This window comes from Caballeronia udeis, from assembly GCF_001544555.2.
Classification (GTDB): Bacteria; Pseudomonadota; Gammaproteobacteria; order Burkholderiales; family Burkholderiaceae; genus Caballeronia; species Caballeronia udeis.
The window spans coordinates 36,215-63,148 of the sequence record NZ_FCOK02000026.1 but is presented as its reverse complement, the minus strand read 5'-3'; the positions used below and the strand labels follow the sequence as shown (position 1 = coordinate 63,148).

Annotated in this window: 24 protein-coding genes; 13 read left to right on the top strand and 11 right to left on the bottom strand. The window is 61.8% G+C overall.

What is annotated here, in order from left to right:
* Positions 1–41: 41 nt before the first annotated feature.
* The 8 genes from AWB69_RS19610 to mnmC all read right to left on the bottom strand — a co-directional run bounded on the left by AWB69_RS19610 (position 42) and on the right by mnmC (position 10,078).
* On the bottom strand, positions 42–497 hold the full coding sequence (locus tag AWB69_RS19610; RefSeq protein ID WP_062087723.1) for an SET domain-containing protein: 456 nt from the start codon (positions 495–497) through the stop codon (positions 42–44).
* Between the two features lie 310 nt (positions 498–807).
* Complete coding sequence (locus AWB69_RS19605) at positions 808–1,920, bottom strand: NADH:flavin oxidoreductase/NADH oxidase (protein ID WP_062087720.1); 1,113 nt, start codon at positions 1,918–1,920, stop codon at positions 808–810.
* A gap of 110 nt (positions 1,921–2,030) precedes the next feature.
* On the bottom strand, positions 2,031–2,741 hold the full coding sequence (locus AWB69_RS19600; RefSeq protein ID WP_062087717.1) for an MOSC domain-containing protein: 711 nt from the start codon (positions 2,739–2,741) through the stop codon (positions 2,031–2,033).
* 32 nt (positions 2,742–2,773) lie between these two features.
* A complete protein-coding gene (locus AWB69_RS19595) occupies positions 2,774–3,493 on the bottom strand; it encodes a glutamine amidotransferase (protein ID WP_062087713.1) in 720 nt (239 codons plus the stop codon).
* Between the two features lie 194 nt (positions 3,494–3,687).
* Positions 3,688–4,332 carry a MarR family winged helix-turn-helix transcriptional regulator gene (locus AWB69_RS19590; protein WP_062087710.1) on the bottom strand — a complete coding sequence of 215 codons (645 nt, stop codon included), beginning with the start codon at positions 4,330–4,332 and terminating at the stop codon, positions 3,688–3,690.
* Between the two features lie 692 nt (positions 4,333–5,024).
* Entirely contained in the window at positions 5,025–6,140 is a 1,116-nt protein-coding gene (locus AWB69_RS19585; RefSeq protein ID WP_062087707.1) for a YbdK family carboxylate-amine ligase, read from the bottom strand.
* A 166-nt stretch (positions 6,141–6,306) separates the two neighbouring features.
* Entirely contained in the window at positions 6,307–7,509 is a 1,203-nt protein-coding gene (locus tag AWB69_RS19580; RefSeq protein ID WP_062087704.1) for a cation:proton antiporter, read from the bottom strand.
* Between the two features lie 742 nt (positions 7,510–8,251).
* Positions 8,252–10,078: a bifunctional tRNA (5-methylaminomethyl-2-thiouridine)(34)-methyltransferase MnmD/FAD-dependent 5-carboxymethylaminomethyl-2-thiouridine(34) oxidoreductase MnmC gene (mnmC, locus tag AWB69_RS19575; protein WP_062087701.1), complete on the bottom strand. Its 1,827-nt coding sequence runs from the start codon at positions 10,076–10,078 to the stop codon at positions 8,252–8,254.
* Positions 10,079–10,514: 436 nt separating this feature from the next.
* Between mnmC and AWB69_RS19570 the strand changes: the two genes are divergently transcribed.
* Positions 10,515–10,793 (top strand): HU family DNA-binding protein, encoded by a 279-nt coding sequence (locus AWB69_RS19570; RefSeq protein WP_031364544.1) that lies wholly within the window; start codon positions 10,515–10,517, stop codon positions 10,791–10,793.
* 85 nt (positions 10,794–10,878) lie between these two features.
* Here the strand turns inward: AWB69_RS19570 and AWB69_RS19565 are convergent, their stop codons facing one another.
* Together AWB69_RS19565 and AWB69_RS19560 are read right to left on the bottom strand one after the other, a co-directional pair.
* Positions 10,879–12,057, bottom strand: a complete 1,179-nt coding sequence (locus AWB69_RS19565) for a GTP-binding protein (protein ID WP_062087805.1) — start codon at positions 12,055–12,057, stop codon at positions 10,879–10,881.
* Positions 12,058–12,256: 199 nt separating this feature from the next.
* Positions 12,257–12,703 (bottom strand): lytic transglycosylase domain-containing protein, encoded by a 447-nt coding sequence (locus AWB69_RS19560; RefSeq protein ID WP_156528906.1) that lies wholly within the window; start codon positions 12,701–12,703, stop codon positions 12,257–12,259.
* Between the two features lie 661 nt (positions 12,704–13,364).
* On the opposite strand from AWB69_RS19560, the gene gspD reads away from it, so the two are divergent.
* The 12 genes from gspD to AWB69_RS19500 all read left to right on the top strand — a co-directional run bounded on the left by gspD (position 13,365) and on the right by AWB69_RS19500 (position 25,042).
* Positions 13,365–15,788 carry a type II secretion system secretin GspD gene (gspD, locus tag AWB69_RS19555; protein ID WP_062087697.1) on the top strand — a complete coding sequence of 808 codons (2,424 nt, stop codon included), beginning with the start codon at positions 13,365–13,367 and terminating at the stop codon, positions 15,786–15,788.
* Positions 15,785–17,272, top strand: a complete 1,488-nt coding sequence (gspE, locus tag AWB69_RS19550; protein ID WP_062087693.1) for a type II secretion system ATPase GspE — start codon at positions 15,785–15,787, stop codon at positions 17,270–17,272. The genes gspD and gspE overlap by 4 nt, the downstream gene beginning before the upstream one ends.
* A gap of 6 nt (positions 17,273–17,278) precedes the next feature.
* Positions 17,279–18,496 (top strand): type II secretion system inner membrane protein GspF, encoded by a 1,218-nt coding sequence (gspF, locus tag AWB69_RS19545; protein WP_062087690.1) that lies wholly within the window; start codon positions 17,279–17,281, stop codon positions 18,494–18,496.
* A 13-nt stretch (positions 18,497–18,509) separates the two neighbouring features.
* Positions 18,510–18,923, top strand: a complete 414-nt coding sequence (locus AWB69_RS19540) for a type II secretion system protein N (protein WP_062087687.1) — start codon at positions 18,510–18,512, stop codon at positions 18,921–18,923.
* 199 nt (positions 18,924–19,122) lie between these two features.
* The gene (gspG, locus tag AWB69_RS19535) at positions 19,123–19,599 is read left to right on the top strand and encodes a type II secretion system major pseudopilin GspG (RefSeq protein ID WP_197500276.1); all 477 of its coding nucleotides are present in this window, start codon (positions 19,123–19,125) and stop codon (positions 19,597–19,599) included.
* A gap of 49 nt (positions 19,600–19,648) precedes the next feature.
* Complete coding sequence (locus tag AWB69_RS19530; protein ID WP_062087684.1) at positions 19,649–20,155, top strand: GspH/FimT family pseudopilin; 507 nt, start codon at positions 19,649–19,651, stop codon at positions 20,153–20,155.
* Entirely contained in the window at positions 20,155–20,577 is a 423-nt protein-coding gene (gene gspI, locus AWB69_RS19525; RefSeq protein ID WP_062087680.1) for a type II secretion system minor pseudopilin GspI, read from the top strand. The genes AWB69_RS19530 and gspI overlap by 1 nt, the downstream gene beginning before the upstream one ends.
* A complete protein-coding gene (locus AWB69_RS19520; RefSeq protein ID WP_075643951.1) occupies positions 20,555–21,244 on the top strand; it encodes a PulJ/GspJ family protein in 690 nt (229 codons plus the stop codon). The genes gspI and AWB69_RS19520 overlap by 23 nt, the downstream gene beginning before the upstream one ends.
* Entirely contained in the window at positions 21,241–22,374 is a 1,134-nt protein-coding gene (gspK, locus tag AWB69_RS19515) for a type II secretion system minor pseudopilin GspK (RefSeq protein WP_062087674.1), read from the top strand. The genes AWB69_RS19520 and gspK overlap by 4 nt, the downstream gene beginning before the upstream one ends.
* A 78-nt stretch (positions 22,375–22,452) precedes the next feature.
* Positions 22,453–23,754 (top strand): type II secretion system protein GspL, encoded by a 1,302-nt coding sequence (gene gspL / locus AWB69_RS19510; RefSeq protein ID WP_062087672.1) that lies wholly within the window; start codon positions 22,453–22,455, stop codon positions 23,752–23,754.
* Entirely contained in the window at positions 23,751–24,254 is a 504-nt protein-coding gene (gspM, locus tag AWB69_RS19505) for a type II secretion system protein GspM (RefSeq protein WP_062087670.1), read from the top strand. The genes gspL and gspM overlap by 4 nt, the downstream gene beginning before the upstream one ends.
* The gene (locus AWB69_RS19500) at positions 24,251–25,042 is read left to right on the top strand and encodes a type II secretion system protein N (RefSeq protein ID WP_062087668.1); all 792 of its coding nucleotides are present in this window, start codon (positions 24,251–24,253) and stop codon (positions 25,040–25,042) included. Before gspM ends, AWB69_RS19500 begins: the two co-directional genes overlap by 4 nt.
* Positions 25,043–25,122: 80 nt before the next feature.
* Here the strand turns inward: AWB69_RS19500 and AWB69_RS19495 are convergent, their stop codons facing one another.
* Positions 25,123–26,703, bottom strand: a complete 1,581-nt coding sequence (locus tag AWB69_RS19495) for an efflux transporter outer membrane subunit (RefSeq protein ID WP_062087665.1) — start codon at positions 26,701–26,703, stop codon at positions 25,123–25,125.
* Between the last annotated feature and the right edge of the window lie 231 nt (positions 26,704–26,934).

Genomic DNA, 26,934 nt, shown 5'->3' with positions numbered 1-26,934 from the left:
GGAAACCTGCCGTGGCGTTTTTTTTACCCGGTACGAAAGCCCTACTTTTTCTTCTTCAACGCCAGCATGGTGCCGCGGCACTTTTTGGCGCCGCAGCGGCATTCGTATTCCTTCTTCAGCTTCTTCGTGACGCGACCGTCGATGACGAGACCGTAGTCGTAGTACAGCTCTTCATCTTCCTTGATCGCGCGCAGCGCGTGGATGAACACGCGCCCTTCCTTCTCTTCCGCTTCGCAATTCGGCGCGCACGAATGGTTGATGTAGCGTGCGCTGTTGCCGTCGACCTTGCCGTCGATCACTTTGCCATTTTCGAGCGCGAAATAGAACGTATGGTTCGGCTCGTCCGGGTTGTGCGGATGACGGCGCAACGCCTCTTTCCACGAAATGCGTTCGCCCTTGTACTCGATAATCCGTTCGCCCTTGGCGAGCGGCATCGCGGCGAACACGCCCTTGCCGTGTATGCCCGAACGGCGGACAGCGACCCTCCGTGAACTCATCGAATGAATCCTTTAAAACGAATCGGTTTGGCTTGGCAGACGCTTCAACTTCGCCCCATCCCGGTTTCACGCGAACGGTGACAAACCGAAACGTGCATTAAAAAAACGCGGCGGCCTGAATGCGAGGCGCCGCCGCGTTGCTGTCTTTCTCATCGCATGGTGTGCATCATCTGCTTCATGTACTGCAATTTACTGTCATTCGATGCCCATGCGGAACCGAGACTACGGTGAGACCACACAGGCGAACAACGGCATCGTACACGTTAGGCGCGCACGAGTTCAACCGCTCCATAAATTCATACCGCCTGTTTCAGCGTTGGCCGAACGAGATATCGCCGAACAACGCTTTTTGGTCGCGCGGCTGCGAGCGCCAGTATTGCGGCGGCGCCTCCACGGTCGCACCCAGTTGGGCGGCCGCGTGCCACGGCCAGCGCGGATTGTAGAGCAGCGCGCGTGCCAGCGCGACCAGATCCGCCTCGCCCGACTCAATGATCTCTTCGGCATGCTGCGGGTCGGTGATCAGGCCCACGCCCATGGTGTTCACGCCCGTTGCTTCCTTGATGGCTTTTGCGAACGGCAGTTGATAACCCGGCGACAGCGGAATTTTCTGCAACGGCGATACGCCACCCGACGACACATCGATCCAGTCCACCTTGTGTTTTTGCAGCTCCTTCACGAACACGATGGTCTGCTCGAGATCCCAGCCGCCCTCCACCCAGTCCGATGCCGACACGCGCAGGCCAACAGGTTTGTCGGCGGGAAAAGCGGCGCGCACGGCGTCGAAGACTTCGAGCGGAAAACGCATGCGGTTTTCGAGCAAACCGCCGTATTCATCGGTGCGCTGGTTGGCAAGCGGTGAGAGAAACTGATGCAGCAGATAACCGTGGGCTGCGTGCACTTCAAGCGCATCCAGCCCCAGGCGCGCCGCGCGTTTCGCCGTCGCCACGAAGGCTTCGCGTATGCGGATCAGACCGGCTGCATCGAGTGCGAGCGGCGGTGTTTCACCTTCTTTATGCGCAATCGCCGATGGCGCGGAAGGCATCCAGCCGCCTTCCGACACGGGGATCAACTGACCGCCTTCCCAAGGCACCGCGCTCGACGCTTTACGCCCCGCGTGGCTGATCTGCATCGTAATGGCGATGTGCGAATGCTTTCGAATTGCCGCGATGACCGGTTTGAGCGCGGCTTCGGTCACGTCGTCCCAGAGGCCGAGGTCGCCGGGCGTGATGCGGCCATCGGGCTCGACCGAGGTTGCTTCGAGGCAGAGCATGCCGGCACCCGAGAGCGCGAGGTTTCCGAGGTGGATCATGTGCCATGCAGTGGCCTCGCCACGTTCGGCTGAGTACTGACACATCGGAGACACCACGATGCGGTTCGGAAGCGTCACGCCTCGCAGCGTGAAGGGCGAAAACAGAGCGCTCATGGGGGAGTTTCCGGAGGAAGGAAAAAAGGCGTTTCAGAATAGCACTTCGGTTTTTTCCCTGCTGAGCGCGGACCGGGCCCCTTGACCCGTCACGCTGCCGCCCTCGCCGTCTACTTCGCCTCGTCCCCAGGCGTATTCAATCTCATGGCCCAGGACTCGACCTTGCCGGTATCGAGCCGCTTTGCCGCCGTGCTTCGCCACGATGGCGTCAGCGCCGCGAGCCCGGCCATTTGTTCAAGCGCTGCCTGGTCATCGCGATCAACGTAAAACACTCTCAGCAAGCGTTCGATACTCCATTCGGGATGCGGCCGCGCGAGCCGTTCAATGACGTCGCCCGCCCCTGTTTCACCGGGTTCCAGCACGCGGTAGTACCAGCCCGTACGACGCGTGTCCTGCACGCGTCGCGACATGTCATCGCGGGAAAAATGGAGGTTGAGTTTCCAGCACGGTTGGCGCGGTTGCGATACCTGCACGATCACGGTGCCAAGGCGAAACACATCGCCCACGCATACATCCGCTTCATTCAAACCGTGCGTCGAAATGTTTTCACCGAATGCGCCGGGGGTATCGAAGCGACTCAAACCAGCAGACGATACCGGCCATTCACCTTGCCAGGTGGCGTAGTGGTCGCGGCTGTAGTGATGCAGCGCTTTCTCAGGGCCGCCATGATGCTTGCGCTCGAACTGGTGGTCGCCCTCCAGCCCGGTTTCACCTACGCGAACGCGGGCCGGCACCGGCACTTTGTGAATCGCGCTGTATTTGCCGTGGGTGCCGAGCGGTGCGACTTCTCCGGTAAGCACGGCGTCAATCACAGGATTCATGGCGCGTTACCTTCAGTACGTTCTGCAGAACTCTATTTGACAGGCTCGAACCGGTCCAGCCATTCGCCAAACATCTTGCCCGCAGCGTGTTCGAGCGCGGGGCCATATTTGGCGGTGTCAGCCCGTAAGGCCGGCACGGTCGTCCCGCTTTCCGCGACTTCGCCCGGATACGCCACCAGCCAGCTTTCAAACCGGTCGACCAGGACTTCAGGATGGCATTGCAGGCCCAGGACGTGATCGCCCCAGCTGAAAGCCTGATTTTCACACAGGTCCGTGGATGCCAGCCGCGTGGCGCCATCGGGAAGATCGAAGGTATCGCCATGCCAATGGAGCACCGGTGTCGGCTCGCCATCCGCTTCGAAATGCCGCAAGGCGGAGGCCTTGCCCGCTTCGGTCAGCGTCAGCGCTTTCCAGCCGAGTTCCTTCTGTGCCGCGGGATACACCCTCGCACCCAGCGCGCGGGCAATCAACTGCGCGCCCAGGCAAATCCCGATAGTTGGCAAGCCCGCCGCAATGCGCTTTTCAAGCATGGCGAGCAACGGGTTCAGGTGGGGAAACAGCGGGTCGTCATAAGCGCCGATCGGGCCGCCGAGCACGACCATCAATGAAATATCGAGCGGATTGGGAGCGTCGATGCGGGCGCGGCCCACGTCGAGATAACGCACCAGCTGGCCACGATCGCCCAGCACCCGTTCCAGGCTGCCGAGATCTTCGAAATAGACGTGGCGTATCGCCAGGACTTCACGTTTCATCGGCGGTTATCCAGAAGAGCCGGCAAGCTGAGATCAGCGCGCGGCATCAGGCGGCGCACACAAAGGAAAGGCACGGTCGAGCAGCCAGCGCGCCGCCAACGGGCGCGCGGCTCGAATAGTCTAACCGACACCGCGTGCTTCGCGCTCAACGCGCGAAGCACGGACGGCGAAAGCGGCGATTCACACAGTGACGCTTACGCGACCTGCGCGAAAATCTTCCAGTTCTTCTTCTGCTTGGAAAGATCGCCTTCTTCGTATACCGAACAATCGAGACGCAGGTCGGTATCGGCCATGTCCATGTTCAGCAACGTGCAGTGATGCGGCGTCTTCTTCGGGTTCTTGCTCGCTTCCAGGTGCGCGCAGCTCAGGCACATGCGATGCGGCGGAATCTGCTGCACCGCTTCGAGCTGTCGAATGGTCTTCAGCAGGCTGCGGTACAACTGCGACTGCTCATCGGCTTTCAACGTGCCGACTGCCTTCGACAAGAACTCCGGCCATACCAGCGCCTTCTTGGCCGCCGTTTTTCCGCGTGCCGTCAGACGCACGGCCAGCGCGCGCCCGTCGTCCAGCGCGCGGCGCTTTTCGACCAGACCCTTGCCTTCCAGCGTGCTGACGGCATCGCTGGTGGTAGCGGCAGTCAACGCCGTTTCCCGTGCGATCTCGCCAAGCCGCATTGGACCGCGCCGCTGCATCAGCAACACGAGAATTTCACCCTGGGTCGGCGTCAAGCCCGCACCCTCAGCCCATTCCCATGCCTGGCTACGCATCGCCGTGCTCAACCGCAGCAAGCCGTGGGTCACCCGCCCTGTGGCCTGCTCTCCGTATACGCCTTCGCTCATAGTCGTTCGCTTCGTCTTTCTTGATGCTTATCTGATGGTTCGGCAACGGCTTGAAACCGGCAAACGTCAGACCCCGCCCGTTTTACCCAAGCCGCTGCAGGCTTAATCACCGACGTATCCGGCCGGCGAATCCTTTCGTATCAACTACCGTCTCAAAATTCGGGCGATCAAACCGATGCAGCTAGTTCGTCGTCCGGATCAGGACTTCTATGTTTCTCCGTGGCGCCTGTTCTAGACCTTCCAGCGCTTGATTTGTTTCACCGGCTTTGCATCTCCCTACCGGCAAAACCGACATTCTAAGCGACTGGAACCAAACGTACACCTTAGTTATTCACAAAACAGTGTGGATAAGGCCGTAGATAACCACATTATTGGCTGTGCGCCGATTCTTGATAACCCCCGGGCGTACAAAACCGCCACCTTCTTATCCCACGTTGCCCCTCCCGATGCAAGGCTTCGTCCCAGGGTTATGCGCACTCCAAACTGTTGAGTTTGTGGAGATTTTATCGGTTGTCCACAGAATTGCGCGATGCTTGTTAACTACTATTACGTATGTATACGAACTCTTGACAGTAAACCTTGGAGGCGGGTTATCGGCAACAGCCTGAAAGAAAATGACAAAAAAACCCGCCGGTAAGCGGGTTTCTTTTTTTTCCGCAGGCGGTCAAACCGCTGGCGCCAAGGCAGATCCGTCACTCACGCCACTGCAGGCACTGCTGGCGCACGGCTTCATTCAGCGAACGCTCGCGATCGAAAACACCTCGTAGCCAGGTCGCGTCGTTCATGTTGCTGCGCGCGATATCGCCGACCTGGCGCAGCGCTTCGTTCGACCCTAGCGCGTCGGCATGAGGCGCGATCACGTCAAGCGTCGCCAGGATGTCTTCTGCAATCGTGCGGCGCTCACCCGTTTGAGGATCGATGCAACTGCCTTCCAGGCCGAAGCGGCAAGCTTCGAAACGGTTGAACGTATAGACGAGGTAGTCGTCCTCTTTCAACGTCAGGGGTTTGTCGAGCAGCAGGTAACGTGCAAGCGTCTGGATGTAGCAGGCAATGGCCGCTGCGCGATCGACCGACAGCGGCGTGTCCATCACCCGTACTTCGATCGTGCCGAAACCCGGCTTCGGCCGGATGTCCCAGTAGAAGTCTTTCATGCTGTTCACCACGCCGGTGCTGACCATCTTCGAGAAATATTCCTCGAAGCTGTCCCACGTGAGGGTGAACGGCGCCCGGCCGGACAGCGGAAATGCAAAGACAGAATTGAGGCGGGCGGAATGAAAGCCGGTGTCCACGCCCTGCACGTACGGCGACGACGCCGACAGCGCGATGAAGTGCGGAATGAAACGCGACATGGAATGCAGCAGGAACAACGCGCTGTCCGGGTCCGGGCAGCCAATGTGCACGTGCTGGCCGAACACCGTGAACTGCTTGGCAAGGTAACCGTAGAGTTCGGAAAGGTACTGAAAGCGCGGTGTATCGAAGATCTGGCGGTCGCTCCACTGCTGGAAGGCGTGCGTGCCACCGCCACACAGCCCGACATTGAGGTGGTCAGCAGCTGACACCAGGGTGTCGCGGATGGCACGGAGGTCCGTTACGGCCTGTTCGTGCGTCGTACAGATGCCGGTGGACAGCTCGATCATGCTTTCGGTGATCTCCGGCGTGATGTTGCCAGGGATCTTTTCGTCCTTGACGAGCCGCATGAGATCGGAGGCGGCCTTGGTCAGGTCGTAGTCGTGCGTATTGACGACCTGGATCTCGAGTTCGACGCCGAAGGTGAACGGCTCCGAGTTGATGAAAGGTTCGAGTGACATGGTGCCTCTTGATTGACAAAGCCTGGGTCGCGTGCCGGCACCTTGCCGGCACGGCACGACGCCTATAGATATGACGCGCCGGGTAGTGCGCTCAAGCGCTCAGTGACAGGTTCGATGAAACGCCCGGCAACCCGCTAAAAACGATAAAAAAAAACAGGATGCGACGCTACTCGCGCCGTTCACCGATCGCCGACAAACTGCGATACACGAGGAACGGCGTGACAATCTGCAGCACGACGATCGAGCACATCACGATTGCACGCAGCGTCGGGTCGTAATCGGGGTACAGCACGTACATATCGTCAACGAGCAAGTAGGCAAGCGCCGACATTGGCGTCAACGCCACCCCGAGAGCCGCACCCTGTTTCCAGTTGAGGCCGCTCGGTTTGGCGAAGATCATCACGCCGGCCAGTTTGCCGACGAAACGCGCCACGATCAGCGCCAGCGCGGCCACGCCGCCCAGCGCGATATCGTGCCATTCGAACGACGTCAATGTCAGCGCGAACAAAATCACCGTCAGCAACCAGCCCGCCGTGCCGAAATGCGTTGGCCATAGCTGCGGCCGCTCGTTCGAATTCTTCACAATGATGCCGGCCGCCAGCAAGGCAAGAATGGTCGACAGCTTGAACACATGCGCAATTGCGATGGCGAGCAGCACGAGCCCGAACAACGCGACGAACGAATGCTCGTCGTTGGTATTCAGCCGCCGGTACAGCAGATTGCAGGCCAGCGCGAGGGCCAGCGCCAGGACGAGCGAACCGAGCAGCAGATAAAGCGGCTGAACGATAGTCGCGAGCGTGTTGCCGTAGATCTCCTGATGCAGCACGCCGGCCGCGAGTTTTTCCACGATCACCGCGTACATGCTGTTGAGCGCGGTCAGCGTGAGCAGGCGCTGCGTGACCTGGCCTTCGGCACGCAATTCGGTACGCAGTTGAATGACCATGGCCGGCGACGTTGCCATCGCGATCGCGGCAATCACGATCGACGGCATGGTCTGCACTTTGCACAGCGTCAACGCGATCAGCACGAAGCCGAACGTAAGCGTGCTTTCAGCAATGCTCGACAAGATCAGATAAGGATTGCGGCGAATCCAGCGCAAGTCGAGCCGGCTGCCGAGCTCGAACAGGAGCAGGCCCAGCGCGACGTCGAGCAAGGGCCGCGAGATCCCCGCCGAACTGACATCGATAACACCAAAACCCGCATTGCCCGCGATCAGGCCAATGACGGCATAGCCGGTGATACGCGGCAGACGCCAGGCACGCCAGAGCAGTTCACCGCAGAGACCCGCAGCGACCAGCGCAAGGCCGGCCCAAAAAATGGCGTCAGGTACGAGCGGCCAGACCGGTAAGAATGAAAAGGCCGACTTCATCGTGAGGACTTCTCCTTCGCAGCTAGTGCGGACAGTCAGTGAATAGGCAGGTAGTGCGCGGCAACGGTGCGGGTTGCCGGAAAGGTTCGTTGCCTGATGATTGTTCAGGTTCCGTCAAGCCCCGTTGGGACCGGTTGGCCAATTGACAGCCGTTCGCTGCCTGGCCGGTTGGTCCGCTGCCGTCACGGCAAGGGATACAGCGTTTTTTTCAATTCACGCGCTCGCTTGGAGCCCGGTTTGAAGCGATAAGCCGGCAAAGCGGCTATACGAAAGAACGGCGATTGTGCCATAGCTCCCGGCGACCCTTCTTCAATCCCATGACCGCTTAAACCGAGCGGTAACAATGGCTTCCATCGAGTTGGGGTACGGAAAAATCTACCTTTTAGAGCACTGCATCTCGTCGTCGTTTTGTCTGAAATAACGCGGGTTTTCACTTTGAACGCTGCCGATGACGCCGGTTTTAAGGTTTACAAGTTTTGTTTATATATACGTAGTAGTAGTTAACAAGGCCGCACGATTTCTGTGGATAACTCTGTTTTCATCAACGTTTACAGAAGCTTGAAGGACGCATAAGCAGATAGTGAACGTGTGGGCGCCGGAGGGTGAACCCGGAACAACTTCGGCCGGATTCACGGCGCAATCGAGTTGTCCCGTTTACGCCCACAGCGAGTACACAGGTCATTCGCGCCAAATTCGACGGGTTATCCACAGGCTGCGGTGGATAGTTTTCCAGCCAGGGTTTTCAGGTGAATTCACCTTGTCTCAACGCGCGCAGAAGGAAGCGTGCGGGGTCGATGGCTTCGGCCAGTTCACGCTCGACAGGCCACGGTTCCCCTTCGATTTGCGCCGCGATCAGTTCGGCGGCGAGCGTCGACCACACCAGCCCGCGCGAACCGAAAGCGAACGCGCCGTACAAGCCGGGCGCCCGCGGCAAATCGAGCGGCCATGCGCCGGAAAGACGGGCGGCATTGGCGCGTGCGGCGGCTTCGTCGGCGAGGGCGCCGATCATCGGCATGCGGTCGCTCGTCACCGACCGGAAAGCCACGCGGCCTTCCAGTGTTTCTGATCGAGGTTCAAATCCGGTCAGGGCGGGCAGCATCATCGCGACACGTTCGATGTTTTCGGTATGACCGGCGAGCTGGATCTTCGTTTCGATGTCGTCAATATCGTAAGTCGCGCCCGTCAGCGTCCGATGAGCGCCGAGCGGTACGGCGTAGCCATCGCCGACGATCGGCACGCGCAGGCCATCCAGGGGACTCGCGTCCAGTAGCGTGAGCTGGCCGCGTACGCCGCGCGTTGGAAGTCCGTGAAGCCCGGCGATGCGTTGCGCATCGCCGGCGTTGGCCAGGATCACGACGGGGGCTTGGGCGAGGGCGCGGCCGGTGGAGTCGAAGGCGGTCCATGCGCCGTTTTCCCGTTCGATACGCGCGACTTCGGTGCCGAAGCGGGCCGTCAGTAAATCGCCCGCAGCTGCGCATTGCGCCGCACATATCGCAGCGGGGGAAATCCAGCCGCCGTGAGGGAAAAACCATCCAGCGCGCGCGACGGGCTGACCGGCCAGGCGGGAGGCTTCGTGTTCATCGACGGCTACGACATAGGACGGCGGCAGGCCGAATCGCTCGATTGCCGATGCGATTGCGCGCGCATCGTCGGTGGAATCCGCGATTTGCAGCAAGCCCTGGTCGCTGCGTCCCAGATCGTGGCCGGCGCGTTCGAGTTCTGACCATCGGTGCAGCGCGTAGAGAAATCCTGCGCGTGTCAGGCGGGCAGCAATGCTGTCATCACGCCAGACGATCGGGTGGAAGACGCCCGCGGGGTTACCGGACGCATCGCGGGCGAGATCGTCGTGGCGTTCGATCAGGCTGACTCGCCATCCCCGCGACGCAAGGCGCTCCGTGATCGCACAGCCGGCAAGGCCAGCCCCTATGACGATTGCATGGCGCAGCGTTTGAACTTGGGAGTCCTCTATTGCCAACGCAAGCGGCGGTTCATGGCGCCGTACACGCCAGCTTGGAGCGAAGCGGGCGCTCACATAAGAGGCATCCGGGGTTTCATCGCAGATAAAACCTGCATCTTCCAGGGCGCGGGGAAGCTCGGGATGCGCTTCTGCACACAACGTCGCCTGGTCCCCGGCGACACGCGCCAGTGCCTTGGCGACATAGGCGAGCTTTGCATGGACACGCGATAGCCGCAGATAAAACGCATCGGCGCGCAGCCAGATCTTCTGCAGCATGCTCTCCAGCTCGCCGATAGCCAGCGTCAGCACCACGCGCCCGTTTTCAAACTCGAGCCGGTGCTGCCCGGCAACTCGCATCGGCCACGCATTGATCAGTAATTGGGAAAGCGTGGGCTGCTCAGTGAGTACATCGGGGAGGTCCATCGTCTCCAGCCGGCCGACCGCGACAAAGTGCAGGCGCTCGCAGCGCTCTGGATCAGCACGCCACGCGGCCCATGTTTCGATAAACAATCGCCCAGCGTCGAGCTCCACCTGCAAAACAGTGAAGTTTCGCCGTCGGGCCCAACGCGCGTGACTGCCAAGCACGTTTGCGGAAAAAATGGAATGGGTCATACGAAAGGTTTGAAAGCAAACTGATGATATGACCTTCGCCGTGCATTTCCGATGCTGCGCCGCGTTCCCCTAAAGCTAATAGGGGCAAGGCTTAGCGCGTGATGCGCCGGATTGTCCGCCAACCGTTGGCAAAAACCAACGGAGGGTGAAACGGACAGTACGAAAGGATTGCTTGCATGAAAAGGGCGTCGACAAGGGATTCTACTTGCGTCGAATCACGCGTAAATCTTCGAAACCCTTATCCCGCTTGGGTTTGCGCTGCGTTATGATAACAACCGCCGAGTAAGGAGGAGGCCCGGTGACCGGGGTGTGAGGGTTTGCCGGAATAGTGGGCCAGGGGGCTGGACCCGCGCCAGTACTCGACTGCAAGGCCCGCGCACGTATAATCGGCGCGTTCGCGCTGTTCGTGTCAACCTAAACTGATAAAGGAACCTTAATGAATAAACAGGAACTGATCGACGCCGTGGCCGCTCAGACCGGCGCCAGCAAGGCTCAAACCGGCGAAACGCTGGACACGTTGCTCGAAGTGGTCAAGAAGGCCGTCTCGAAGGGTGACGCCGTGCAGTTGATTGGCTTCGGAAGCTTTGGTTCGGGCAAGCGCGCAGCGCGCACCGGCCGTAACCCGAAGACCGGCGAATCCATTAAGATTCCGGCCGCCAAGACCGTCAAGTTCACGGCTGGCAAGGCATTTAAGGACGCAGTGAACAAGCGGTAAGTTGTAGCCGATTGTCAGTATATAACCCGCCTCTGGCGGGTTTTTTTTCGATCGCGAGAGTTGTTCACCGGGCGGCGGAGACAAGCTAGTGCTCGTGCCCTTGCCCGTGGGCGCCGCAATCGCAATCATCGCCGTGGTCGTGGTCGTGATGATCGTGGTCATGGTCGTGCTCATCTTCGTCCATCTCCCACGACGGAAACGGATCGGCTAGCAATCCGTTCGACGCTTGCGACCATTCCTCGTCGGTGACGAGACAAGCGTCGAAAGCCGCGCGCCAATGCGGTTCGTCCAGGCCGGTTCCGATCATCGCCAGTTCCTGCCGCCGGTCGCCGATAGTCATATCGTCCGCATCCCCGAACCAGTCCGCGGCAATCTCGGCTTCCAGTTCGGCATCGCCGGTCGGCCATTCGCTGCGTTCCTGCGCCGCCCACCACATTCCCGCGGGACCATGCCGCAGCGCGCCTCCCGCTTGCGATAGCGAGCCGCCAATATCGGTTCGCGTTGCGAGCCAGAAAAAGCCCTTGCAACGCAATACACCCGGCCATTCCTGATGCACCAGCGCCCATAGCCGCTCGGGATGAAACGGCCGGCGCGCTCGATAAACAAATCCGCCGACATCCACGCCGTCGGCCACCGGCGCCGAATCCGGATCGGCGTTCAGCATCGTCAGCCAGCCGGGCGCGCTCGAGGTTGCATCGAAGTCGAAGCGGTCCGTGTTCACCAACTCGCTCGCGGCCACCGCGCCTTGACGGGCGTCGATCAGCTCGGCGCGCGGATTGAGCGCGTGCAGGATGCGCCGGAGTTTGGCGAGCGCGGCGGTATCGACGAGATCCGTCTTGTTGATCACGATCACATCGCAGAATTCGATCTGCGCGATCAGCACTTCGACGACCGTGCGATCGTCGTGGTCGTCGTCCGCCAACCCGCGCTCGCTCAGCGCATCCGTCGACGCGTAATCGCGCGAAAAGCTGTCCGCATCGACGACGGTCACGATCGTGTCGAGGTGCGCGATGTCGTTATCGAAAACCAGGTTTTCGGCGATAACCTGCGGATCCTCGGTACCGGACGCTTCCACCACGATCGCGTCGAAGCGGGCTTCAGCGGCGGCCCGGTTGATTTCACCCGAAAGGTCGTCGATCCGGCCGCGAACAACCGCGATGGACGTGCCGGCATGATCATGATGTGCGAGCAAATGGTCGAGCAGCGTGGTCTTGCCTACGCCTGGCAAACCGGCAAGCACGGTAACGGGCAGGGGCTGATTCATCGCGTTTGGCATCGAAAGAGGGCGCGTGGTCGCGCGAGCGGCCGCTGAAAGCGGTGGCGCTTTCAAGAAGACCCGCCTGGAATAGCGGCGAGCTGGAACGCGGAATTGTGCATCAAACGCAGCTGGAACGCCGCGCCATGCGATGAAAAACAGCAGATGCCGAACGAAACGAGGTGAAGTGAAGTGAAGCGAACCTGACTCAGCGCGATGCTGTCAGCAACTTCCACTTGCCCAGGATATTGATGATCTGTCTTGAGTACTGATCCCGCAGCGACGGTGTTTCGGAGTGGTACGCACCGACCGCCTGCCACGTGTTGCCATACTTGTTCATCTTCTGACGCAGATGCCAAGCGGCGATATACACCGACTTGCACGGCTGCATCAGCGTGGTGGTCGAGATGCCGTACTGTGCGAGCTGCGTCAGGTGGACGGAATTGATCTGCATCAGGCCATAGTCGATCGAACCGTTCGCGTTCTTGTTCATTGCGTCCGGCTGGTTGTGCGACTCTTGCCACGCGATCGCTCGCAGGATCAGCGGATTGACCTTTTGATACTTGGCGGCTTCGTCGAAACAGTCGGCGTGCGCGGGCGCGGCTGCCAGCAAGGCGCCGAAGCCGATCGCAAAGAGTCGCAAAAACATTTTCATCATGTTGGGTACCACCTGATCGACAGCATGCCCGGCATCCGCGGACTGCTGCGGTGACGACGTCGCTTCATCGGCAAAACCGGGTAACACCCGGTAAAACTAGGTAAGACTCGGTAAACACGGGAAAACCCACCCGCATTTTGCGCATCCAGCACACCGAAGCACTCGTATCATACCGGCAGACTATGGGGTTTTAAATCTGACCATCCGACATAGCCAAGGCATGTGACGCCAATTAATTCGAAAGGCGTTCGAAAGCAAAGGCAACTGGCGGCGTCCGTCTTTATAGGCGCATGTGTATTTGAATGACTCACCTGCACAGGCGAAGCGAACAAATATGACAGTTTCAACCTTTTGTATATAGCGAAAGGGCCGAGTAAGGGTCAAGACGCCAATGGTTTTATCAGAAGATTTTTTCGAGATTTCTGGCGCTTTATTATTTGAGGATCGACGGCCAAAGATTAGTAGTTTTGTGACAAACCTGACATGAAAAGCTGCTATGGTTCACGTTTTTGGGATATGGCATTGCCCGGGCATCGGCCCTGGAAACGTCTGTTTTAAGCCTTCGTGATGTTAAAAGCGTCGAAAGACACGCAACACGACCGGTTTGCAGCGACGTGATCAGCAGGTCTTGACATCACACTCCATGAGAAGAAAACGTATGGCATTGCGTCGCGCCGCGACGGCTTTGCTGGTGGCTGGTCTTGTCACCACGCAAATAGCGCACGCACAGGTGACACTGAATTTTGTCAATGCGGACATCGATCAGGTTGCGAAAGCGATCGGCGCCGCTACTGGGAAGACGATCATCGTCGACCCGCGGGTCAAAGGACAGTTGAATCTTGTATCGGAAAATCCGGTGCCAGAGGATCAGGCTTTGAAAACGCTGCAGTCGGCATTGAGAATGCAGGGCTTCGCACTCGTGCAAGATCACGGAGTGCTCAAAGTCGTGCCGGAAGCCGACGCCAAGCTGCAGGGCGTGCCGACCTATGTCGGCAATGCGCCCACCGCGAGAGGCGATCAGGTCATCACGCAGGTGTTCGAGCTGCACAACGAATCGGCCAACAACGTGTTGCCGGTCCTGCGTCCGCTGATCTCGCCGAACAACACGATCGCCGCGTACCCGGCCAACAACACGCTGGTCGTCACGGACTATGCCGACAACGTACGGCGCATCGCGAGCATCATCGCGGGCATCGACACAGCGGCGGGCCGGCAGGTCGAAGTGGTGCCGTTGAAGAACGCGAATGCGCTCGACGTGGCCGAACAGCTCAACAAGCTGCTCGATCCTGGCTCAATAGGCAGCACCGACGCCACGCTGAAAGTCACCGTCACCGCCGATCCGCGCACGAACTCGCTGCTACTGCGCGCCTCCAGCAGCGCACGGCTCGCAGCCGCCAAGCAGCTTGCGCGCAGCCTCGACGCGGCCACCGCGCAGCCGGGCAACATGCATGTGGTCACCTTGCGCAATGCCGACGCCACGCGCCTCGCCAAGACCCTGCGCGCGATGATGGGCAAGGGCGGCGGCGACAGTTCGTCTTCCTCATCGTCGTCGGGATCGGGATCGGGATCGGGTTCGTCGAGTGGTTCGGGTTCGTTTGGCGCGGGCGGTTCCAGTTCGTACACGGGTACGAGCGGCTTGCCGCCGCTGCCGGGCGGGCTCGGCAGCAGCAGTTCGTCGTCAGGCAGCAATCCGATGGCGGGCGGCGGCCAGAGCAAGGACTCCGGCTTCGGTAACAACAACGACAGCAGCGGGTCGAGCGATCAACCCGGCAACGGCATGATCCAGGCCGACACGGCCACCAACTCGCTGATCATTACCGCGTCGGACCCCGTGTACCGCAACTTGCGTGCGGTGATCGACCAGCTCGACGCACGCCGTGCGCAGGTTTATATCGAAGCGCTGATCGTGGAGCTCTCCGCTACAACCGGCGCGAATCTCGGCATTCAGTGGCAGGGTGCGCTGCTGTCGCAAAGCGGCAACAACGGCATTTATGGCAGCACGAACCTTGGCTCCGGGACGTCGAGCATTGTCGACCTGACCGCTGCCGGGTCGGTGATCGCTAACAATCCCGCAGCCCTTGCGGGGCAGACGAACATTCTCGCGCAGGGCCTGAACATCGGCTTGTTGCACAAGTTCGGCAATTTCTTTGGCCTGGGCGGTTTGCTGCAGGCGTTGTCGACATCGTCGGATGCGAACATCCTGTCGACGCCTAACCTCATCACGCTGGACAACGAGGAAGCGAAGATCGTGGTCGGTCAGAACGTGCCGGTGGTGACCGGTTCGTACGCCACGCCAACCGCCAATACGGGTACGTCGGTCTCCGCGTTCAATACGTTCGACCGGCGCGACGTGGGCGTGACGCTGCATGTGAAACCGCAGATCACGACGGGCGGCGTCCTGAAGCTCCAGCTTTATCAGGAAGACTCCAGCGTCGACACCACCACGACCAACAATCCTGGCGGCGTGACGATCAACACGCGCTCGATCCAGTCGACCATCCTGGCGGACGACGGTGAAATCGTCGTGCTCGGCGGCTTGATGCAGGACCAGTATTCGACGAGCAACAGCAAAGTGCCGCTGCTCGGCGATATCCCCTGGATCGGCCAGTTGTTCCGCAGTGAAGCGAAGACGCGGACGAAGACCAACCTGATGGTGTTCCTGCGCCCGGTGATCGTGCGCGATCAGGCGACCGCCTCGCAGATCTCCAACGATCGCTACGATTACCTGCGCCAGCAGCAGTACAACTCGATCTCCGATAACCGCGTCGAGAAGGACAAGGACGTGCCGGTTCTGCCGCCGGCGCCGATCGGCCCGAGCCAGGGCGGTGTGCCGGCGCAGAATCTGTTCGACTGGAACAACATGACACGCTCGCCGTCGGAGGGTGGCAGCGCGACGTTGCCGCAAGCGGCGCCGCCGAAGGTGCAGGAGCAAGGGCAGTATCAAGGCCAGCAGCAATATCAGACGGCGCAGCCGCCGGGCCAATATCAAGGCCAGCCGGCGAACGTGAACAATTACGCTGTGCCGAATAACTCGGCGCCGGCCGTACCGCTTAACAACGGCGATACGGGAGCGAAGCCGTGAGCACGCTGAGCGCGTCCGTAGCCAACGTTGCCACGAGCACGCCGTCGCCGCTCGCGGCACGGCTGATCCCGTACGCGTTCGCGCGGACCGGACAGATCCTGGTGGCGCACCAGCACGCGGACAGCATCGAAGTGTGGATCAGCGATAAAACCAGCGACGCCGCGCTCGCCGAGGTCGCTCGCAACTTTGGCGCGCTTTCCATTGTGCGTTTGCCGGTGGCCGAACTCTCGGCCGCCATCAATTCGGCCTACTCGCGTAACGACGGCAGCGCGGCGCAGGTCGTGGGCGAAGTGGAAGGCGAAGTCGATCTGTCGCGGCTGATGCAGGACATTCCCGAAATAGAGGATTTGCTCGAATCGGAAGACGATGCGCCGATCATCCGTATGATCAACGCGCTGCTGACGCAGGCGGCGCGCGAGCAGGCGTCGGATATTCATATCGAACCGTTCGAGACGTCTTCGGTGGTGCGCTTTCGTGTCGATGGCACCTTGCGCGACGTCGTGCGCCCGAAGAAGGCACTGCATGGCGCGCTGATCTCGCGTATCAAGATCATGGCGCAACTGGATATTGCAGAAAAGCGACTGCCGCAGGATGGCCGCATTACGCTGCGCGTAGGCGGCCGGCCGGTGGACGTGCGCGTGTCCACGCTGCCGACCGGTCATGGGGAGCGCGCGGTGCTGCGTCTGCTGGAAAAAGATGCGCAGCGGCTGAACCTCGAAACGCTCGGCATGGCGCGCGACACGCTGGTTCACTTCGACAAGCTGATCGGCCGTCCGCACGGAATCGTGCTGGTGACCGGTCCGACGGGCTCCGGTAAAACGACCACGCTTTATGCGGCGATGTCGCGGCTCGAAACCGCCACCACCAACATCATGACGGTGGAAGATCCGATCGAATATGACCTGGGCGGGATCGGCCAGACGCAGGTGAACGAGCGTATTGGCATGACCTTCGCGCGCGCGTTGCGATCCATTTTGCGGCAGGACCCGGACATCATCATGATCGGGGAAATCCGCGATCTGGAAACGGCGCAGATCGCGGTGCAGGCATCGCTGACCGGTCACCTCGTGCTGGCCACGCTGCACACGAACGACGCCGCATCCGCCGTCACGCGTCTCACCGACATGGGCGTCGAACCGTATCTGCTGGCGTCGTCGTTACTCGGCGTGCTGGCGCAGCGGCTGGTGCGCCAGCTGTGTCCGGTATGCAAGGAAGAGCGCTCCGAAGACGGCCATATTCATTGGCACGCAGTCGGCTGCGACAAGTGCGGCAACTCGGGTTATGCGGGACGTCGCGGCGTGTACGAACTGCTGCTGCTCGACGATCCGCTTCGCGCGCTGATTCACAGGAATGCATCGGATGCCGAAATTTTGACGGCCGGCCGGCAGCAGGGAATGCGCACGCTGCGCGAGGATGCAAACCGGTGGCTCGCGACCGGCGCAACATCGCTGGAAGAAGTGCTGCGCGTGACGGGCGGAGATTAAACATCCATGCCGGCGTTTCGTTTCGAGGCAATCGACCAGGCGGGCAAGTCGCAGACAGGCGTACTCGATGCCGACAGCGCCCGTGCCGCCCGCAGTCAACTGAGGACGCAGGGGCTGACGCCGCTGGTGGTCGAGGCGGCGGCTACTCGCACGCGGGGTGAGCGCAAGCAGCGGTTATCGATGGGAAAACGCTTGTCGCAACGCGAGCAGGCCATTCTCACGCGGCAAATCGCCAGCCTGCTGACAGCGGGTCTGCCGCTCGGCGAAACGCTTTCGGTGCTGACGGAGCAATCGGAGCGCGATTACGTTCGCGAGTTGATGGCCGCCATCCGAGGCGAAGTGCTCGGCGGCCATTCGTTCGCGAATGCATTGGCCGAACATCCACGCGACTTCCCTGAGATTTATCGCGCGCTGGTGGCGGCCGGGGAACATACCGGCAAGCTTGGACTGGTGCTGTCGCGACTCGCGGATTACATCGAACAACGCAATGCGCTGAAGCAGAAGATCGTACTCGCGTTCACCTATCCCGCGATCGTCACGCTGATCGCATTCGGCATTGTCACGTTCCTGCTGAGTTACGTGGTGCCGCAAGTGGTGAACGTATTCGCCAGCACGAAGCAGGCGCTGCCGTTCCTCACCATCGCGATGATGGCGCTCTCCGGCTTCGTGCGGAACTGGTGGTGGGCCGGGCTGATCGGTGTGGCGCTGCTGAGCTGGTTTATCAAGAGTCTGCTCGCGCGGCCCGGGCCGCGCATGGCGTTCGACCGGTGGCTGCTCACCGCGCCGCTCCTCGGCAAACTCGTGCGCGGCTATAACACCGTGCGTTTCGCCAGCACGCTTGCGATTCTTACGGCTGCCGGCGTGCCTATCCTGCGTGCGCTGCAAGCCGCAGGCGAGACCCTGAGCAACCGCGCGATGAGCGCGAACGTCGATGACGCCATTATCCGCGTGCGCGAAGGTACGTCGCTGTCCCGCGCGCTTGGTAACACGCGGACGTTTCCGCCCGTGCTGGTGCATCTGATCCGCTCGGGTGAAGCCACCGGCGACGTCACTACCATGCTCGACCGCGCGTCCGAAGGCGAAGCGCGCGAACTCGAACGCCGCACGATGTTTCTCACGAGCCTGCTGGAACCGCTGCTGATCCTCGCGATGGGCGGCGTCGTGCTGGTGATCGTGCTGGCGGTGATGCTGCCGATCATCGAATTGAATAATCTGGTGCAGTGAAGAAGCCCATCCCATGAATGCATTTCAGACCCGCCTGCTATCGCTCATCGCGTTCGCCATTTTCTGCGCGACGCTGACGTGGTGGGTCATCACCCTGACGACGCACCAGAGCGCGCCGTTGCCCGCGGCGGCGGCCGGGCGCGCGCCCTCGGTGGAACAGGCTGCCACGTTGTTCGGCGGGCAACTGCAGCATCAGGAAAACCAGGACGTACACCTGTTCGGGATCCTCGCGTTGCAACACGGCGCGGCGGCGATCGTGAGTTACGGCGGTGAGCCGGCAAAGGCTATCTCGCTGGGCGGCCCGCTGACGCCGGGCGTGACGATCAAGGAAGTGCGGGCGCGCTCGATCATCATCGATAGAAACGGTAAACGCTCTGAAATATTCCTGCCGCCGAACGCGGCCGGTCCGACCATTTATGTGCGCTAGAACCGCTCAGGATCAAGCAGACCAAACAGGCGACGCTTACGAAGTGAAATGCGCCCAGGCGGACCTATAGAATGCTTGCCTGCCCGCAACCACCGTTGATTGTTCCGACGAATGATCCGGCGAGAGCGGCGGACGGGCATCGAACATCATGTCGGGCCTGAGCGCTGTAACGACATCAATTGGAAAGGAAGATCAAATCATGCAAATGTGGATGAAGCGCCACTACGAACTACAGACGGCGCAAGGTAGCCAGCAAACGCGTCGCCAGCGCGGTTTCACGCTGATCGAAATCATGGTCGTGATCGCGATTCTCGGCATTCTTGCCGCGTTGATCGTGCCCAAGATCATGAGTCGTCCGGACGAGGCGCGTCGCGTCGCGGCGAAGGCGGATATTGGCTCGATCATGCAGTCGCTGAATCTTTATCGACTGGATAACGGCCGCTATCCGACCCAGGAGCAGGGGCTGCGCGCACTGGTCGAAAAGCCGACCACCGAACCGGTCCCGAACAACTGGAAGGGCGGCGGTTATATGGATCGCGTTCCAGTCGACCCTTGGGGTAAGGAATATCAATACCTGAACCCGGGCGTGCACGGCGAAGTGGACGTATTCAGCTACGGCGCCGACGGCAAACCGGGCGGCGAGGGCAACGACGCGGACATCGGCTCGTGGCAATAGGCCTTTTAGCCTCTCCTTGCGTCCTTAACAGAAGCCAATCGACGTGAACATGCAGCACAAGCAGGACTGTTCAGCACCCGAGGCGCCGCGCTGCGCGAAGGTGCGGCCGCAGGCCGGCTTTACGCTGCTGGAAATGCTGGTGGTGCTGGTGATCGCGGGATTGCTGGTGTCGCTGGCTTCGGTGAAGCTCACGCGCAATCCGCGCACGGATCTCAACGAGGAAGCGCAGCGTCTCGCGCTCCTGTTCGAATCCGCCGGCGACGAAGCGCAGGTGCGGGCAAGGCCTATTGCGTGGCTGCCGGTAGACGGCGGTTTTCGCTTCGATATCCGTACGGAAGACGGCTGGCGTCCATTACGCGACGACCTGCTGCGCCCGCGCCGCTGGGACGGCGGCGTGACCGGCGTGACGATCCAGTACGCTGGTTCCGATCAGACGGCGGGGCGGGTGGTGTTCGGCACAGAAGCCATTGATACCCCGATGGAAGTGACGCTCGCGTCGGCGGTCGGCAGCGTGACGATTGTCGGCACCGGCAACGGCCGTTATCAGGTGCGCTGATGCCAACGCTCACGCCCGGCCCTCGTCACGGCCTCACACCCAAGCTCAAACGCACGCGCGGTTTCACCATGATCGAAGTGCTCGTCGCGCTGGCAATCATCGCAGTGGCGCTGGCGGCGTCGCTCCGGGCAGTGGGCGCGCTTGCGACCGGCGAGGCGGATTTGCATCGGCGCCTGCTGGCCGGCTGGAGCGCCGACAACGAACTCGCGCGATTGCGGCTCACGCATACGTGGCCGGATATTGGCACGCATACGTTCGATTGCTCGCAGGGCAATCTCAAGCTGACTTGCACCGACCGTGTGTCGGCCACGCCGAATCCGATTTTCCGGCGGGTGGAAGTTATCGTGGAGTCGCCCGGGCTGGCAGGCAATCTCGCGCAAATGGTCATGGTGGTGGCAAATGAAACCAGCCGTTCGCTCTAGGCGGGACGTTCGCGGCGCGCGTGGCACTCGCGGCTTTACGCTGATCGAGATGCTGGTCGCGATCGCGATCCTCGCTGTGATTGCGGTGCTGTCGTGGCGTGGCCTCGACCAGATCATGCGCGGCCGCACGACCATTACGAACGCGATGGAAGATGAACGCGTGGTCGCGCAGTTGTTCGACCAGATGCGCATCGACGCCCGCCAGGCCGCTACTGACGACGAAGCCGGCCAGGCCGCGGTGGCTATCGGCGGGAACGGGCTGCAGATCGTGCGCGGTGTCTACACGGCCGGCGTGGCGCCGCGCTTGCAGGTCGTGCGCTACCGGCTGGTCGACGGCGGGCGCGTGGTGCGCTTTGCGTCGCCGCCGCTCGGGAATGTGGGTGAAGTGCGCAGGGCGTTATCGGCGTCGGACAACTCGGACGGCTGGACAGCGATTCCGCTGATGGGCGGCGTCTCGACTTTCGCCACGCGCGCCTACGTGCCCAAGGTCGGCTGGACGATGAGCATGGGTGACGTGACTGCGCAAATCACGCAGAACGACAACAACCTGAAGGTGCCACAACTCGGCAATGCGCCGTTGCCGCGCGCCGTGACGGGTATTCAGATCGCGGTTGGCGCGCACAATCTGGCGCTGCCGATCACGCGCGTGTTTCTGATCGGAGAATGACCATGCGTTCTTCATCAGTTCACGCGAAACGGCACAGGGCATCCAGGCATTCGCATCAGCGCGGCGTCGCAATCATCAGCGCGCTGCTGGTTGTGGCGTTGTCGGCGATCATCGTGTCGGGCTTGTTGTGGCGCCAGCAAGTGCAGGTCCGCCGTATCGAGAACCAGCGGCTGCTCGCGCAGGCGCAATGGATCTCGCGCAGCGCGCTCGACTGGACCCGCCTGATCCTGCGTTCCGAAGCCGATTCCGCGCCGACCGTCACGTATCTCGGCGGCGTGTGGGGTGTGCCGATCGCCAAAACGCGGCTGTCGGACTTTCTCGGACAGATTGGCGACGTGCGGGCGCAGCAGGGTGCATCCACTTACTTGTCCGGGTCGATTGAAGATGCGCAGGCCAAGTTCAACCTGCGCAACCTGGTTTCCACGCCTACGCCCGGCTTGCTGGTCATCAACGTGCAGGAGATCGCGTCATTCCAGCGGCTGCTGACGCTGCTCGGGCTCGATGCGTCGCTGGCGAAAACCGTCGCGCTGCAGATTCGCGCCGGGCTGGCGCAATCGGCAACGCGGTTCCAGGCGCAATCGACAACCGCCGCCGCGGCCTCGCCCGCCTCCACGATTGCCGCGATCGCGCAGGGCGGCGGAACGGGCGGCGGCAATTTCACCGACGACCCCGGTCTCGCCGATGCGGACAGCAACGCGCCCGTTGCGCCGCTGCAGATGATCAACGTGGAGTCTCTGCTGGATGTCCCCGGTTTTTCACCGGAAGCGGTGGAGAAATTGCGGCCGTTCGTGACCGTGCTGCCGACCACGACGTCGGTGAATATGAATACCGCTTCGGCCGAGGTGATTGCGGCGACGGTGCCGGGCATGTCGCTTTCGCAGGCGCAGGCGTTTGTCGCGCGCCGCGAGACCGTGTTTTTCCACGATGTCGGCAACGTGACACTTGCACTGACCGGCGCAGGCGTGAAAGCCGATGCTGTCGATACGAGCCAGATGGACGTGACCACGAAGTATTTCTTGATCCACGGCCGCGTGCAGCACGAGCGGGCGGAAGTCGACCGGACGACCTTGCTGTATCGCGATCCGGCGACGCATACCACGCGTATTGTCTATGTTCGCGACCAGCTTTGATGCGTTTGGACGGGTTTCACTGAAACAACGTCGCAGTACAGTAAATAACTTTCGATTCAGAAAACAAGAGAGCGGCCTTTGAGCACATTGATCGTCCTACTGCCGCCGCGCGATCCGGCGGTGCGCTCCGAAGAGTGGCATTTGCCGGAGCTGCCGTTTCTGCTGCTCGACAAGCGCAACGTCACGCAGCGGTCCGGTCGTGCCGCGCTGTCGCTGCTGCCGCGTGCGAGCGCCACGGTACTGATAGTCGCTGCGCGCGACCTGTTGCTGACCGCCGCGCAAATGCCGCCGCTGAAAGGGCCGCGCTTGCGCCAGGCGTTGCCCAACGTGGTCGAGGATCAGTTGATCCAGGACCCGCAGACCTGCCATATCGCCGTCGATCCGGTCGCGCTCGCGAGCGGCCGGCGGGTGCTCGCAGTGATCGATCGTGGCTGGTTCCGCTTTGTGCTCGAGGCGTTTGCCAACGCGGGGCATCGGAACGTGAAGGCCGTGCCGGCCATGCGCTGTCTGCCGCTGCATGAAAGCGCCGCCGATACCCCGAATCCGTTTGTCGCGGGCGTCCTGGGCGAGGTGCTGGCGACCGCCCCGGTTTTGCTCGGCGGCGATACGCTCAGACCGCCCGAAACTCTCATGTCGCGTGTCGAGATTGCGATTGCGCGCGGCGAGCACGCGGCGCTGGGCGAAGGCCTGGCCATTCCCGCCGATGCCGTGACCTCCACGCTCGGCGCGCTCGCGGGCGCCCAGCCGATGACGCTGTACACCCTGCGCGACGTTCCCGGCGCCGAGCCGCGCCTGGCTTCGACACGGCCGGCGATTCCCGGCGCGCAGCCGCTGACGTTCGAAACCCTCGCTCGCAACGCGCTGACCAACCACTTCGACCTGTGCCAGTTCGAGTTCGCGGCGCAGCCGTGGCGGCTCGATCGCGCGACCATGCGGCGGTTGAGGGTGCCGGTGGCGCTGCTGGCAGGAGCGCTGGTGGTATCGATGATCGGCATCAACATCCAGTGGATGCAGCTCGCCCGGCAGCGCGACGCGATCAACGCGCAGATGACCGAAACGCTCCTCAACACGTTCCCGAAAACCACGGTCGTGCTCGATGCGCCCGACCAGATGTCGCGTCAGCTCGATCGCTTGCGGCTGGTGTCGGGACAACTGTCGCCGTCTGATTTCCTCTCTCTCGCTGACGCCCTCGCCCGTGCGCTCGGCCCCATTCCCGTGAACGGCATCGCGGGGCTGGATTACCGCGACAGACACCTGGAAGTGACCTTCAAGCCGGAAACCAGAGTCGATCCTGGCTTGCAGAGACGCTTGGCGGCGAACGGGCTGGCCGGCGGTGTCGACAGCAATACCGGCAAGTGGACCATCAGGAGCGCCCAATGAAACAAGCCATCATCGACACTTGGGGCGAGTTCTGGAACGCGCGTACCCAGCGTGAAAAAACCATCCTGATGTGGGGCGCCGTGGTGGCGGCCATCGCTCTGGTCTATCTGGTGCTGTGGGCGCCCGCGTATGAAGGCCGTGCGCGGCTGCGCAGCACGCTGCCCGCCATGCAGCTCCAGCTCGCGCAGATGACCGCGCAAGCCAACGAGGCACGCTCGCTCGCAGGCGGCGGGCAGGGTGTCACGCCGACCGGCGGTGCGCTGCGCGACGCGCTGGCGAAGTCTCTCGCCGATAACAACATGCCCCCCGCGCAAGTCCAGGTGGTCGGCTCGGGTGTGCAGATCCAGTTGAAGAACGCGTCGTTCCCGGAATGGACGGTCTGGCTCGACAGCGTCCGGAAGCAGTTCAAGGTGCAGGTCAGCGAGGCACACATCACGGCGCTGAAACCCGATGGCCAGGTGGATCTCACGGCATCGCTGCAACCGGCCCAGGTGCAATGAACTACAGCATGCGGCGGCTTCTCGCGGCGTGGCCGTGGTTCGTGGTGGCGGGGGTATCGGTGGTCGTGATGCTGGCCGTCATGCTGCCGGCGGCCTGGATCGTGCCGAAATTCGCAAAGTCGACGGACGGGCATATGAATCTCGTCGACCCGGCCGGTTCGCTGTGGAAGGGATCGGCCACGCTGATGCTTGCAACCGGCGGCGGCGCGGGCGGTGTCGACGGCGCGACGCTGCTGCCGGGGCGCATCGAATGGACGACTGCCTTCTGGCCCTTGTTCACTGGCCGCGTGCGGATGGAAATGCGCCAGACGGACGCCATGCCGGATTCGGTTTTCGTCGATGCCGGTCTTTCCGGTTCGACGATCTCACCGGGGGCGATTACCGTGCCGGCGAGCCTGCTCTCGGGTTTGGGCGCACCGTTCAACACGCTCAACATGGAAGGCAATGTGCGGCTGACCTGGACCGAATGGCGGATGCTTGGGCACAACACGTACGGGCAGGCGACCGTGACGCTGGACGACATGGCGTCCAGCGTGTCGCGCGTGAAGCCGCTGGGGTCGTATCGCGTGGTGTTTCAGGCGGAAGGCGAGGCGGCGACGATCAATCTGACGACGACATCAAATGGGCCGTTGCTGCTGAGCGGACAAGGGACGGTGTCGAAGACATCGAGCGCGTTCAACGGCTCGGCGACCGCCACGCCGGACGCACGCGAAAACCTGGCGGGATTGTTGAACCTGCTCGGGCGGCACACCGGACCGGATACCGTCGAGCTGACCTTCGCTCGATAAGGGTTCGCCGCCGCTTCCAGAGCGGCGTTAGGCTACGGCAGGCACGCAAGGACCCCGAGGCATTCTCGCTCCGGCGCGTCTTACTCTTTGGCCGTGCCCTCGTTGACCGCCGCAACGGTCGATGAACTCTGCGCGGGATTCAACGGGGCGCTCGACCCTTTCACCGCAACGCCGCTTGCCGGAACCGGCGCGGCGGCGTCGGGCGCGGCTGTACTACCGGTTTCCTGATCCATTTGAGCTGTGTCCCAGCCGCCGCCGAGCGCCTTGATCAATCCCACCGACGACACCATCCGCTCCCCGGCAATATTCGCCAGCTTCTGCTCGGCGAGGAACGCCGTGGTCTGCGCAGTGAGGACGTTGATGAACCCGACCGTGCCCGACTTGTACTGATTGGTCACGATAGCCAGCGCCTGCTGCGCCGACGCCACCGCCTGCTCCTGAACTCCGATCTCGTTGGCGAGAATTCTCTGCGACGCCAGGTTGTCCTCCACGTCCTGGAACGCGGTCAGCACCGTTTGCCGATATGTCGCCACGGCCGAGTCATACGACGCGCGCGCCGCTTCGGTCTGCGCGGCTCGCAAGCCGCCGTCGAAAATGGTGGCTGCGATATCCGGCCCGAGCGTCCAGAAGCGCGACGGTGCGGTCAGTAATTGCGAGAACACGGAGCTTTGGAAGCCGCCCGTTGCTGACAATGTCAGCGTGGGGAAAAACGCCGCGATTGCCACGCCGATCTGCTCATTCGCCTGCGCTGCCTTGCGCTCGGCGGATGCAATGTCGGGCCGCCGTTCGAGGATGGCTGAAGGCAGTTGCAGCGGCACCTCAGGCGGCGTGGCGTCGAGCGGCGATGACGCGATAGAGAACGTGGACGCGGGCTCGCCAACCAGCACGGCGATAGCGTGTTCGAACTGCGCGCGGGCGACGCCGTTATCAATAGCCGACGCTTGCGCCGATTGCAATTGCGTCTGCGCCTGGATCACGTCCGAGCGGGCGGCCGTGCCCTGCGCGTACTGGTTCTGCGTGAGTTGCAGCGTGCGCTGATAGGCGGCGACGGTGTCATCGAGGAGCTTTTGCTGCGCGTCCAGCGAACGCAACTGGAAGTAGGTTTGTGCGAGCGTGCCTTGCGCCGAGAGCCGCGCGTTGGCGAGGTCGGCCGCTGCGCTTTGCTCGCCGGCGCGCTGCGCGCCCACCGTCCGGCTGACGGTGCCCCACAAATCGGGTTCCCACGATGCATCGAGGGAAAGATCGTAACTATTGCCAATCGCCCCGCCGCTTGAGCCGGAACTGGTCGAGCGGCCGGGGGAACGCGCCCGCGAACCCGTCGCCGATAACCCCAGCGTAGGGAAATACGCCGAGCGTGCTTCTGAAACCAGCGCCCGGGCTTGCCGGTAAGCGGCCGCGAATTGAGCAATAGTCTGATTCGACGCGTTCAGCCGCGTTTCGAGGTCATTCAACTGCGGGTCGTTATAAATCGCCCACCAGTTTCCACGATCCACCCGGTCCGACGGCTGCGCAATTTTCCAGCCTTCCGGCGCCTCTTTATACGATGCGGGAATGGCGGTGTCAGGGCGTTTGTAGTTCGGACCGACGGCACAACCGGCCAGTGCCAGAACGAGCACGATAGCGGACTTGCGAGGAAAAACGGGGATTCGGGTGAACGGCATCTGCTCTGGATTCCTGTCGGAAGTTGCGTGCGCTCCGACGCGACGCGAAGCGCTTTGTGCAACCGGTCCGAGATGGTAACTGAACGCGCCTGAAGGGCGGGCGTCGGGCAGCCGTTAGGGTAACGGCTTGAAAGGAAGCTGAGTGTTACTCGCCGTGCGGATTCGGTTACGGGTCGTTACGCGACGCTCAGGCGTGGCGAAAGTTGCCGAAGTTGCATAAGCGCGACCCGT